The 11,968-nt window shown below is 32.9% G+C and carries 12 protein-coding genes; 6 read left to right on the top strand and 6 right to left on the bottom strand.

Going from position 1 to position 11,968, the window contains the following annotated elements:
• The first annotated feature begins 208 nt into the window (after positions 1-208).
• From cax to AC0N0V_RS17735, 3 genes are all read left to right on the top strand, one after another.
• Complete coding sequence (gene cax / locus AC0N0V_RS17745) at positions 209-1,249, top strand: calcium/proton exchanger (RefSeq protein ID WP_474459841.1); 1,041 nt, start codon at positions 209-211, stop codon at positions 1,247-1,249.
• Positions 1,250-1,373: 124 nt separating this feature from the next.
• Positions 1,374-1,577 carry a cold-shock protein gene (locus tag AC0N0V_RS17740; protein ID WP_474459839.1) on the top strand — a complete coding sequence of 68 codons (204 nt, stop codon included), beginning with the start codon at positions 1,374-1,376 and terminating at the stop codon, positions 1,575-1,577.
• A 302-nt stretch (positions 1,578-1,879) separates the two neighbouring features.
• Positions 1,880-2,521, top strand: a complete 642-nt coding sequence (locus AC0N0V_RS17735; RefSeq protein ID WP_474459837.1) for a lactate utilization protein — start codon at positions 1,880-1,882, stop codon at positions 2,519-2,521.
• Between the two features lie 82 nt (positions 2,522-2,603).
• Here the strand turns inward: AC0N0V_RS17735 and AC0N0V_RS17730 are convergent, their stop codons facing one another.
• On the bottom strand, positions 2,604-3,269 hold the full coding sequence (locus AC0N0V_RS17730) for a DUF4397 domain-containing protein (protein ID WP_474459835.1): 666 nt from the start codon (positions 3,267-3,269) through the stop codon (positions 2,604-2,606).
• 125 nt (positions 3,270-3,394) lie between these two features.
• Entirely contained in the window at positions 3,395-3,874 is a 480-nt protein-coding gene (locus AC0N0V_RS17725) for a DUF4883 family protein (RefSeq protein ID WP_474464575.1), read from the bottom strand.
• Positions 3,875-4,028: 154 nt separating this feature from the next.
• On the opposite strand from AC0N0V_RS17725, the gene AC0N0V_RS17720 reads away from it, so the two are divergent.
• Both AC0N0V_RS17720 and AC0N0V_RS17715 read left to right on the top strand, forming a co-directional pair.
• Positions 4,029-4,865: a Cof-type HAD-IIB family hydrolase gene (locus AC0N0V_RS17720; RefSeq protein ID WP_474459833.1), complete on the top strand. Its 837-nt coding sequence runs from the start codon at positions 4,029-4,031 to the stop codon at positions 4,863-4,865.
• A 180-nt stretch (positions 4,866-5,045) separates the two neighbouring features.
• On the top strand, positions 5,046-5,321 hold the full coding sequence (locus AC0N0V_RS17715) for a metal-sensitive transcriptional regulator (RefSeq protein WP_474459831.1): 276 nt from the start codon (positions 5,046-5,048) through the stop codon (positions 5,319-5,321).
• Between the two features lie 177 nt (positions 5,322-5,498).
• On the opposite strand, the gene AC0N0V_RS17710 is transcribed toward AC0N0V_RS17715, so the two are convergent.
• From AC0N0V_RS17710 to AC0N0V_RS17695, 4 genes are all read right to left on the bottom strand, one after another.
• Positions 5,499-6,878 (bottom strand): peptide MFS transporter, encoded by a 1,380-nt coding sequence (locus AC0N0V_RS17710; protein ID WP_474464573.1) that lies wholly within the window; start codon positions 6,876-6,878, stop codon positions 5,499-5,501.
• Between the two features lie 32 nt (positions 6,879-6,910).
• Positions 6,911-8,710, bottom strand: coding sequence for an aminopeptidase P family protein (locus AC0N0V_RS17705; RefSeq protein ID WP_474459829.1), 1,800 nt, complete (start codon positions 8,708-8,710; stop codon positions 6,911-6,913).
• A gap of 341 nt (positions 8,711-9,051) precedes the next feature.
• A complete protein-coding gene (locus AC0N0V_RS17700; RefSeq protein ID WP_474459827.1) occupies positions 9,052-9,516 on the bottom strand; it encodes a threonine/serine exporter family protein in 465 nt (154 codons plus the stop codon).
• 3 nt (positions 9,517-9,519) lie between these two features.
• Positions 9,520-10,284 (bottom strand): threonine/serine exporter family protein, encoded by a 765-nt coding sequence (locus tag AC0N0V_RS17695; RefSeq protein ID WP_474459825.1) that lies wholly within the window; start codon positions 10,282-10,284, stop codon positions 9,520-9,522.
• Positions 10,285-10,691: 407 nt separating this feature from the next.
• On the opposite strand from AC0N0V_RS17695, the gene glyA reads away from it, so the two are divergent.
• On the top strand, positions 10,692-11,927 hold the full coding sequence (glyA, locus tag AC0N0V_RS17690) for a serine hydroxymethyltransferase (RefSeq protein WP_474459823.1): 1,236 nt from the start codon (positions 10,692-10,694) through the stop codon (positions 11,925-11,927).
• Positions 11,928-11,968 lie beyond the last annotated feature (41 nt).

The following is an 11,968-nucleotide window of genomic DNA, read 5'->3' as shown; positions in this document are numbered from 1 at the left end:
AGAGGAAAGGTCTAGATTTAAGATTACTTAACTGCTGATGGCTAAAATACATTGAACAATAGTTAGGTTTTGGATAAATTATTAATGGTAACTTTATGAGATTAAAACTAAGGATCGTAAATTAATATTAATTTTTTAGAAAGATAATGATAATATATAACAATAAAGGAAGATAAGTAATAAAAGTATAAATGAAGGGAGTAATAAAATGAAAATTTTAAAGTTATTTTTAATATTTGTACCAGTAAGTATAATAGCTGAATTTATGCACATAAATCCTATGATGCTATTTATTTTATCAGCTTTAGCTATAATACCTTTAGCAGGGCTAATGGGAGAAGCTACAGAAGAGATATCTGCTTATTCAGGTCCAAGAATTGGAGGGTTCTTAAATGCTACTTTTGGAAATGCAACAGAACTTATAATAGCATTTTTTGCTTTAAAGGCTGGACTTTTTGATGTTGTTAAAGCTTCTATCGCTGGTTCAGTTATAGGGAACATACTTCTTGTGCTTGGAGCTAGTATGTTGCTAGGAGGAGTTAAATATAAGGTGCAAAAGTTTAATAAAAACGTGGTAGAGGTATCTTCTAGTATGCTGCTTTTTGCAGTTATAGGCCTTAGTATACCAGCTATTTTTACTCATACTATAAACAAAGAATTACTTACTCAAAAATATGAATGGCTAAGTGTTGGTATAGCTGTTGCTATGTTTATAATTTATATACTAGGTTTAGTTTTCTCATTTTATACACATAAAGATTTATATGGTTCTGAGCATGAAGAAACTGGGGAGACAAAGTGGAGCCTTAAAAAATCTATTATAGTTTTAATATTAGCAACTGTAGCAATTGCATTTGAAAGTGAAATTTTAGTTAGTTCAGTAGAACCGATGACGAAAGCTATTGGATTAAGTGAGTTTTTTGTAGGTATAATTGTTATTCCTATTATAGGTAATGCAGCAGAGCATAGTACCGCAATTATTATGGCTATGAAAAACAAAATGGACGTAGCTGTTGAAATAGCAATAGGTTCGAGCCTCCAAATAATTTTATTTGTCGCACCAATACTTGTGTTTTTAAGTCTTTTCTTTAAGCCGATGAGTATAGTATTTAATGAGTTTGAATTAGTAGCATTAATAGTATCTGTTTTAATAGCAAATAGGGTGGCTAGTGATGGAGAATCAAATTGGCTTGAAGGAATTCAACTAATAGCAGTATATGTAATAGTTGCCATTTCATTTTTAATATAAGGTTTTATGTATTATTTAAGATATTCTGTAAATAATACTAATATAATTATTTAAAAATGAATTTGATAGCTTTTAAATTAATTTTTAAATAGTAATTGAATAAAGTATTTGGAGGTTTATGTTGATGTTAACAGGTGTAGTAAAATGGTTTAATGATGAAAAAGGTTATGGGTTTATTTCTGGAGAGGATGGAAACGATGTATTTGTTCATTACTCTGCTATCAAAGAAGAAGGAAAGAGAAAAAATTTAAGCGAGGGTGAACAGGTTCAGTATGATATAGTACAGGGACCAAAAGGACTACAAGCATCGAATGTTCAAAAATTATAATAAAAATTAAATAAATTTAATATAATAAAGGTACTTATAAATAGAACTGTCTATAAGTACCTTTATTTTTATCCGATGACTAACCGCTCTAATACCCCCGCGCACTCTGTGAAAGCTACTAAGAACCCTGTTTATGAGATAAACTATTTACTGGATTTTTAGTTGTTCTTATAAAATTAAAGAAAATAATAGTAATTATACATTTAAATAGTTAAATTATGACTAAATGAATGTATATTAAATTGATATTATATTTAAGATTTTTTATACTATATATAGTATGAAAATTGGGGGGAATATAGATGGATAAGAACATTGGTTGGGTAATGGAACAAAAAATAAAAAGAACTATGGAAAACCTAGAAAAAAATAATATGGAAGCATACTATGTGGAAGATGAAAAAGAGTTATTAAATACAATAAGTAAATTTGTTAAAGATGGAGATACCGTATCTGTAGGAGGTTCTATGACTCTTTTTGAAACCGGAGTTATAGACTACCTAAGAAGTGGTAAGTTTAACTTTTTAGATAGATACAAAGAAGGATTAAAAGCTGAAGATATGAAAGATATCTTTAGAAAAACCTTTTTAGCCGATACTTATTTTGTTAGTAGTAATGCCGTAACAGAAAAAGGTGAGCTATATAATGTAGATGGAAACGGAAATAGGGTTGGAGCTATGCTTTATGGACCAGATAAGGTAGTAGTAATTGTAGGCGTAAACAAAATTGTTAAAGATGTTCAAGATGCTATTACTAGAGTTAAAGGATGTGCAGCACCAGCTAATACAAAACGTTTAAATAGAGATACACCTTGTACAAAAGTTGGTTATTGTGTTGAGTGTAATAGTAATGAGAGAATCTGTAATGATTATGTACTTATGAGAAGGCAGACGCAAAAGGGAAGAGTAAAGGTTATAATAGTGGGAAAAGAGTTAGGTTATTAGTAAAGAGCTTACTTAGAAGTTAAAGAAAACTACCAAGCTTATGGTAGTTTTCTTTAACTTTATTTCATAATTGAAACATAGATTAAACTGAGAACTCTAAATAACTATTACCATCTAAAGGAATCAAGGCTTGAAGTCCAGGTGATTTAGAAGCAAATCCTACTACATATATCGTATAAAATCTATTAGGTGTTAACCTAATGTTAGGAACATTTAACACAACTTTGTTAGTATCAGCAACTCTAGCTTGAAGAGTGTATGTGCCTGGATTTACGTTAATATATTTTTCGATTTCCTTATAACCTACATCGCTGAACAATTTTGCTCCATTAGGTAAAGTTATATCTAGGTTTGATGCATCTGGAGATAAGTTGACAGATCTAATAGAGGCTTTGCCAGGAGTCATTGGTATACGAGGGTCCTCTACTGGTAAAAGACTAATATTAGAAAGTTCTCCTATAGCTGCAACGGTATAAATTTTACCATCAGGTATAAATATATTAGTATTTATAATTGGATTTACTTTAATCCCTGCAGGAAACACTTTTATATTATACAATCCACCACCAGGCAATTTTATATACTGAGAGAAGCCTCTATAGGATATATTTCTAAATTGTGGAATGTTATTTACGTAAACATCTATAGCAGGGGAATTTGGACTCGCATGAAGTATTCTAATGTAGGATTCAGGATCAGGATTTCTAAAGTAATTTTTATGATTTGAAATGTAAGGACAAATAAACATTAATGTGTCACCCTTCACAATAATTATCACAATAATAATATATGTTATTATTGTGTGTATGACACAGATATAAAATAAAAATACGAAGTAAAGCAGAATAATTCTGCAATATTCGTATTTCTAATTTAACTGAAAATATATTTTGCTAGGCTAAATATGTTTAAAGATGCAGGGGTACTAGTCATGTCAATATAATCCATTGGGTAGTTTCCATCCCATGGATAGATTGATAAGTATTTTTCACTATAGACATTAATTACAACCTTATCTTTGTTGAATTTAAGAAAAATCTTATAACTTGGTTTTTCTGGAAGATCATTTGGCTTTGATATAAAATTATTTTTATTAAGGGATTTAACCATTGATTTAATTGTGTCAATATTTTCTTTTTGTAATTCTTTCTCATTATAAAAATTAGTGTCAAGTATTATTGCTTTGCATTCCGATTCCAAGGTAAGATTTTTAGCCAAAATATTTGTATAGTAGAAGTTATTTGGCTTTGTTTTGGTAAAACTAATATTGTTTATGTTGTAATTACATCCCATAAACATAATTATTACACTTAATAAAATAGCTATAAAAAATAATATTTTTTTCAATCCCATCACCTTACTATAAATTAATTCTAAATAACATTATGTTTTTAGTTTGATTTTTATTACTGTTTAATTATATTTGATAAAGACTACATATGATGAGATGTAAGATATAAATTGTTTGGCATATTATATATGTTATAGATTCAGGAGGTATAGAATTTTGAAATATAAAATTATTGCAGTAGATATGGATGGAACGCTTTTAAATGATGATAAGCATGTATCGGATTATAATTTAGCCATGATAAAGAAAGCTGCTAGCTTAGGGGTAAAAGTTGTAATAACTTCAGGGAGAATACCTGCTGGCTTAAAGTTTTATGAAGATACCGTAGCAAAAAATCAGCCTATGATTTGCTGCAATGGTGCAATAATATTAGACGAACATAAGAAAACTATTTACTCAAATTTTCTAGATAAAGAGTGTCTTTTGAAAATTATAGATATTTTTAGAGAAGACAAAGATACTTATTATCACTTCTATGGTGACGATATTATTTATAGTGAACATTTTGGTCACGCAGTTGAAAAATTTTATAAATTTAATAGTAATTTAGATAGAAAATATAGAATGGAGATAAGATTAATACCAGATGCAAAAAAATATATTGAAGCTAATGAGATAGAAGTAAGCAAGGTTGTTGTTATAGATAATAATTTAGATTACTTAGATAATTTAAGAAAAAGAGTGGAAACAATCGAAGGTGTTGAAACCACGAAATCGGGCATAGATAATGTTGAAATAAACAGTAAAGGAATAACTAAAGGAACTGCTTTAAAGATTTTAGCAGATCATTATAATGTTTCTTTAGAAGAATGTATAGCAATTGGTAATGATGAGAATGATATAAGCATGATTCAATGCGCAGGACTAGGAATTGCAGTACAAAATGCTAGGAGTCGTATAAAAGAAGTTGCTGATTTTGTCACAGAAAGAGATAATAATAATGGCGCAATAGGTGAGATTATAGAAAGATTCATATTAAATGAACAAGAGTAGTATTTTATATGTGCATAGATTATGACTCTTCCGGTTTAAAAACTGGAGGGGTTTTTACTTAGTTAATAATAAAACTATCTATAACCAATCCTATTGATGGTTGATGATAATAATGGTATAATAAATAAAATACGGGGTATGGGTATGATGTTTTAAATTAAATTTAGGAGTGATTTAAGTATGGAGGAGTCAAAGGTCGTATCAAAAAAAGATATTCAAACTAGGTTAAGAAGGATAGAGGGACAGATAAAAGGTATTGAGAAAATGGTTGAAGGAGATTCATGCTGTAAAGATGTGTTAATTCAAGTTGCTGCAGCAAGAGCGGCAATTAATAAGGTAGGGGCCCTTGTTTTAGAAAACTATGCTAAGACTTGTTTAATTTGTGGAGATTCCGATAAAACACCAGAAGAAAAAATAGAAGAATTAGTATCAACTCTTACAATGTTTTTAAAATAGTAAATATAAGGATGTAGAATAAACGAAAAGATGATTTAACCCTAAAATAGTAGAATGTTTGAAGATAGTAGGAGTATAGGGAAAACAACAGAAAAAAAGATGACTCCTGTACAAGACAGAAGCCGTCTTTTTTGTTTAAAAAATAACCTATTATACAAAGTATCAGCTGTTTGCTATTTATAGGGTTCCCACGGATTCATTAACGTTTTTTTCTGTTTCTTCATCTTCGAGCAGTTTTACAAGTTTCTTGTCAAAGAGGAACAGCAATACTGCACATACGAACAGAATGATAGGGATGACAACATACGATTGCATAATTGGGTATTTTGAAGCAATAGCATATAGGTAACCGTATGATTTGCCTGCAACAAATGTAGCGAAAATCCAAACCCCCATTAGTACCGAGTAAATCTTGTTAGGTGCATATTTAGTAACAAAGGAGTTACCAAGTGGGGAAAATAACATTTCGCCCATGCTGAGTAGAACACCGAATGCAATGATCCAAATGATACTCGCCTTTGATGTAGCGGCTGCACCTACGCCTCTTGAAAGCTCTGCAAATACAAGCATTAAGAAGGACATACCAAGAAAACCAAGACCTAGAGCTAATTTTTTGAACAAGCTCAAATCACCTTTAGGACTCTTAGACATCTTAAACCACAGTGAAGCCAAGACTGGCCCAAGAGCAATACACATAAAGGCATTCAAAGAGTCGAACCATGAAAGCGGCACTTCGAATCCGCCAACATTCATGTTGATAAACTGCCCACCGTAATCATAAACAGCTAAATAAGTTAGATACCAAAACACCCAGAATACAATTGAGAATATTGATACTAAAACAATAGCAAAGACTTTTCTTTTTTCAACTCTCGTCAATGGTTTAATTTCGGTTTCGACTTTCTTTTCGATGTGTTTGCCCGCTTTGAATGGTTTTTTGCCTACATCTCCAAGGAATTTCATACCGAACAGGAACCACAGAGCATCAATTACACAAATGATACCGCACAGTTGAAACGCAGGTCTGAATCCCTGAACATTACCGTGAGCAAAAGTAGTGGCTACAAGAATACCTACTGCCGTTGTCCCAATAAGCGATCCGATATTAACGAAGGAGTATTGAACTGAAAATGCCGAATCTAACTGGTTTTCATCTTCAAACAAAGAGCCATTGATTGCAGAAACGTTGCCTTTGAAAAGGCCTGTACCGATGGCTACAAGGGTAACCATTATATTCATGGTTGTTACATTCGTTGCAGATCCACCCACTAAATACCCGCCTGCCATTAGAATCAACCCAACAGGAACGCAATATCTGGCCCCTATGTACCTATCTGAAAGGTATCCACCAACAATAGGTGCGAGATAGGTAAATGCAACAAGATTTGATTGAATAAGTGCGGCTTCAATCTTTGTAAGACCCAATCCCCCTGTTACCAGCGTAGCAGTAACAAAGACAAATATCAGATACTTAGCAGAATAATAGGCCATTCTTTCGAACATAAACGCGACACAACAAACGTAAAAGCCAAAGGGACGTTTATTTTTTACTACCATTTCACTCATAACTTCTCCTCCAAATATTAATTTTAAACCTCTCTTGTATACGACTTTAACCACACTCGCTCTTCATCGCTTAGGTGGTTGGCTAATTTATCGTATACAAGCTTATGATAATTATTTAAGTACAGTTTCTCATCACGGCTAAGATCTTCTGTTACTATGGCATCCAAATCGATAGGAGCATAGGTTACAGCATCAAAGTACATGAATTGTCCAAAATTGTTTTCAACACCTTTCCTGACGATTAATTCATTCTCTAAACGAATTCCATGGGATCCATCGATATAAATACCTGGTTCATCTGTTATGACCATGCCTTCTTCTAGGGTGTGGGTTTCATGCTTGGATGGTACGATATACCATCTGAAGCCGCTTGGTCCTTCATGAATATTAAGCAAATAGCCGACTCCATGACCAGATCCGCATTTATAATCGATGTCAAGATTCCACATGGGTTCTCTAGCTAATATATCTAGATTATATCCTTTACATCCATATAGGAATTTGGCACGGGCTAGATTCATCATACCTCTTACTACAGCTGTGAAGTGATGTTTAAGTTCTTTGCTTACTTCGCCAAGAGCAATTGTTCTGGTGATATCAGTTGTACCTTCAAGGTAGTTTCCGCCAGTATCCATTAAGAAGAAGAAGCCTTTTTCGAGCTCCACATTTGTTTCAGGAGTAGCAGAATAATGCATCATGGCTGCATGCTCCTTGAAAGCACAGATTGGTGCGAAGCTTTGCCATAAGTAGCCATCTTGGAGTTTTCTGAATGCTTCTAGTTTTTCAGAAGCACTGATTTCTGTAACTTTGGTTTTTCCAACATTTGTTTTTAGCCAATATATGAATTTAGTAATGGCAACGCCATCTTTAATATGAGCTTTTTCAATATTGGCAAGTTCTATAGAGTTTTTAATGGCCTTGAATAAGGTAGTAGGATTGTCTGCTTCAATTTTTTTTGTTTGAGCAGGAATGTTCTTATATAGTGCATAATTGATACGGGCAGGGTCTATTAGTATAATATCTTCAGTATTGAAGTTCTTGACATATTCATAAATGTCGTTGTAAGGCCTAAAATTAACACCTTCTTTGACTAAAGCTTCTTTGACATTCGCATCAAGTCGACTTTCTTCAATGAACAGGTCTACATTTTCCATGGAAACAACCGCATAACAGAGTACCAGCGGTGAGTACAGAACATCATTTCCGCGTATATTGAGCAACCATGCGATGTCATCTAAAGTTGTGATGACATGATAGTTGGTACCTACCTCTTTCATGACATTTCTTACTCTACACAGCTTGGACGACGTGCTTTCACCGGAATACTTTTCCTTAAGAAGAAAAACGGGCTCATTTGCTAGCTTTGGACGACCTTCCCACACCATATCAACGAGGTCGTAAGCGTATTCTATGGTTACGTTCTTATGTGCAAGTCGCTGAACAAAATCTTTACCATCTTGCATTGGTATAAGGCGTCCATCAAATCCGACTTTTCCATCACTTGGAATATTGGCTTCTAAGTATTCCAACACTGTAGGGACACCAGGGTTGCCCATCTTGAAGAGCTTGACCTCAGTTCCTTCAAGCTGATGCTCGGCTTGAAGGAAATACCGTCCGTCTGTCCAAAGCCCTGCTTCGCTTTTTGTAATGATCGCTGTTCCAGAAGAACCTGTGAAACCGGTTACATAGGTCCTAGACTTGAAAAATTCTCCAACATATTCGCTTTGGTGATTGTCTGAGGATGGAACAACATAGGCGTCTAACCCTTTTTCGTCCATAAGCTCTCTCAGTTTTGAAATCCCTTCTTTTACACTTTCACTCATCTTTGTTCCTCGCTTTCATAAAATTGACAGCTAAGTTACTATAGCGGCACTTGTGTTGCAGTCAATATTAATCTAATTTGTTTCTTGATGCTAACAATTTAACTTATGCTCTTACGGTGATTGTGTTCTGAAATATTGGAATATTCAGCCCACAATGTAATTATATTCCTTGGCATTATTTTGTCAAGTTAATCTTCGAGTAGTGTATTTCGATAACCGAGGCCTAATGGTTGGTCGTAACTCCAAGGCTTAGACCAGTGTAAAGCAATGGAATTTAAAGGCCCCAACTTTTTTCAATGTTCTCTGTACAAACACATTAAAAAAAGTTGGAGCCTTTGGGATTATTTAGTCTTTAAGCCCTTATATTTTTCTAATAATTTTATCCTAAATAGGACTAATGCCTTTGATATCGAAGAGACTAGAAAAACACTTACGGCTATTATTCCTGCAATTGAGATTGTTTGAATCCCTAAATTTAAGGAGGAATTTACGTTACCCTGAACAGATTCAAACATTGTATAATACATTCCGCCACCGGGAACTAGAGGTATAACTGCAGAAATAACAAAGGTTGTTACAGGAGCTCTTAGAACTCGAGCCATAGTTTCTGAATATGCAGCTGCAAAAACAGATGCTATAAAAAAAGAAAAAAGATTAGGTATATGAAAGTAAGTAGAGGTTAATAGATAGATAAACCATGTAACTCCACCACCTATAGATGCAAATAATAGGTTTTTACCCCTAATATTAGCTAAAATACTAAAACAAAAAGTAGCAATAAAAGTATACAAAGTATTTAAAATCATAAATTATTGCCCTCCTAACATTAACCATAATTTCATTATAACACCTGTTCCTACAGCAATTGCAATAGCAATTAAAAAAGCTTCAACGGCTCTTGTTATGCCAGCAATTAAGTCTCCAGCTATGGTATCTCTTATAGCATTGGTTATGGCAAGTCCCGGAACAAGGATCATTATTGAACCTATTATTATCTTATCTGCATGAGCACCAATATTAACATGAACACTAAACAAGGCAAGAGAAGCAACTACAGCACCACATAATGTATTTATAAAGAAATCATTCACTTGTAACAAACCAAGTAAAGTTGAGATTGATTTTATCAAACAACCGATAACAAACGAAACCGCGAAATCTCTTAGATTACCACCAAAAACCAAAGCGAAGAATGCAGTAGCTATTCCAGCAAAAATGATGTTTAGTTTAGGACTATAAGGCTCTGTTTGTTCAACTTTGAAAAGCTCACTTTCAATATACTCCAAAGTGAGACCTCTATTTTTTATATTTCTAGATATATCATTTACTAAGGATATTCTTTCTAAGTTTAAACCCCTTCTTTTTATTCTTTTTATAAGAGAGATAGTCTGACCATATTCATTAGCAGCTGATACCATTATTGCTGTAGGTGTAGCAAAAGGTTCTACGTTTTTTATTCTATAAGCATCACATATTCTTATAATTGTCTCCTCAACTCTATAAATTTCTCCTCCATTTTCTAATATTATTTTGCCAGCGTACACAGCAATATTTAAAACTCTATTTATATCCATATACTACCTCCAACTACACATAAGGTTAAATCATGTTTCGTGTATAATCACGCTGTATTATACCATAAAATTAACATAAAGAGAAAGAAGAATAGGATAGAGTTTTAACTGCATATGGTTACGAGTTTAATAAGTTTTATGTATTAATAGCCATAACTAACTGTACAATATCATTAGTAATTTAAATAGATAAAACAATTATGTGGTATTAATTGAATAATATGTAAAAAAGTTCTATAATAGAATTGAGGTATATTTTACTCTTTTAAGCTAAAGAATATTTAATAGTTTTATCCAAGTAGCTTGGAAGAGTTCAGTCTATTGCATTTTTTCAACTACTAATTAGTTAAGGACTTAATTTATTCAATTCAAGTTTTAGTTTATATTAGAAAAAAGGAGTAGATATAATGAATTTTGAGAATTTAATGACCACTGACAGAGATATTTTTGAGATTATTGAAAAGGAAAGACTAAGACAAGAAAATGGTATAGAACTAATTGCTTCAGAAAACTTTACAAGTAAGGCTGTAATGGAAGCTATGGGTTCATTTTTGACAAATAAATATGCAGAAGGTTATCCTGGAAAAAGGTACTATGGTGGATGTGATGTTGTAGATATGGCAGAGAACTTAGCGAGAGAGAGAATGAAAAATTTATTTAAAGCCGAGTACGTTAACGTTCAACCACATTCTGGATCTAGTGCAAATATGGCTGTATATATGACCGTACTTCAGCCGGGAGACACAGTTTTAGGGATGAACTTAGCTCATGGTGGGCATTTAACGCATGGTAGTGGTGTCAGTTTTTCAGGAAAATTATATAATTTTATATCCTATGGAGTAAATGAGAAAACAGAACTAATAGACTATGATGAAATGAGAAACTTAGCTTTAAAACATAAACCAAAGATGATAGTATCAGGTGCAAGTGCTTATCCTAGGGAAATAGACTTTAAAAAAATTAAAGATATTTGCGATGAGGTTGGAGCGTATATGATGGTAGATATGGCGCATATCGCTGGGCTTGTTGCTGTGGAAAAGCATATATCTCCTGTACCATATGCTGACTTTGTTACTACTACTACTCACAAAACTTTACGTGGGCCAAGAGGTGGTGCAATTCTTTGCAAGGAAAAGTATGGCAAGGATTTAGATAAGACTATTTTCCCAGGAATACAAGGGGGACCTTTAATGCACATTATTGCAGCTAAGGCTGTGTGCTTTGGGGAAGCTTTAACAGATGAATATAAGGGTTACATTGATCAAGTGGTTAAAAATTGTAAAGTTTTAGCTGATGAGTTAATAAGGTGTGGGTTTAGGTTAGTAACTGGGGGAACAGATAATCATCTAATCTTATTAGACTTAACTAATAAGAATATAACTGGAAAAGAAGCTGAAGAACTTTTGGATTCAGTTCAAATTACTACTAATAAGAATGCTATACCTTTTGATAAACTAGGAGCAAACGTTACTAGCGGGATAAGGCTTGGTACGGCTGCTGTAACTAGTAGAGGTTTTAAGGAAGAGGAAATGAAGAAGATTGCCTATTTTATAAATTATGTAATTGAAAATAGGGATAAGGATTTAGAGAAAGTAGCAAAAGAAGTAAGTGAACTATGTGGAAGATTTCCTATTTATAAATAGGAAACCAATAAACTTATGCTTGGATAGCAAGTAAACATATG

This window comes from Clostridium sp. CS1-1 (assembly GCF_056135525.1).
The sequence above is the reverse complement of the archived record's forward strand: the minus strand, read 5'-3'. Positions and strand labels throughout refer to the sequence as shown.

What these genes read in the sequence shown, in the direction of transcription:
- cax (WP_474459841.1), top strand. Translation starts at nt 209, where the DNA reads ATGAAAATTTTAAAGTTATTTTTAATATTTGTACCAGTAAGTATAATA.
- AC0N0V_RS17740 (WP_474459839.1), top strand. Translation starts at nt 1,374, where the DNA reads ATGTTAACAGGTGTAGTAAAATGGTTTAATGATGAAAAAGGTTATGGG.
- AC0N0V_RS17735 (WP_474459837.1), top strand. Translation starts at nt 1,880, where the DNA reads ATGGATAAGAACATTGGTTGGGTAATGGAACAAAAAATAAAAAGAACT.
- AC0N0V_RS17730 (WP_474459835.1), bottom strand. Translation starts at nt 3,269, where the DNA reads ATGTTTATTTGTCCTTACATTTCAAATCATAAAAATTACTTTAGAAAT.
- AC0N0V_RS17725 (WP_474464575.1), bottom strand. Translation starts at nt 3,874, where the DNA reads ATGGGATTGAAAAAAATATTATTTTTTATAGCTATTTTATTAAGTGTA.
- AC0N0V_RS17715 (WP_474459831.1), top strand. Translation starts at nt 5,046, where the DNA reads ATGGAGGAGTCAAAGGTCGTATCAAAAAAAGATATTCAAACTAGGTTA.
- AC0N0V_RS17710 (WP_474464573.1), bottom strand. Translation starts at nt 6,878, where the DNA reads ATGGTAGTAAAAAATAAACGTCCCTTTGGCTTTTACGTTTGTTGTGTC.
- AC0N0V_RS17705 (WP_474459829.1), bottom strand. Translation starts at nt 8,710, where the DNA reads ATGAGTGAAAGTGTAAAAGAAGGGATTTCAAAACTGAGAGAGCTTATG.
- AC0N0V_RS17700 (WP_474459827.1), bottom strand. Translation starts at nt 9,516, where the DNA reads ATGATTTTAAATACTTTGTATACTTTTATTGCTACTTTTTGTTTTAGT.
- AC0N0V_RS17695 (WP_474459825.1), bottom strand. Translation starts at nt 10,284, where the DNA reads ATGGATATAAATAGAGTTTTAAATATTGCTGTGTACGCTGGCAAAATA.
- glyA (WP_474459823.1), top strand. Translation starts at nt 10,692, where the DNA reads ATGAATTTTGAGAATTTAATGACCACTGACAGAGATATTTTTGAGATT.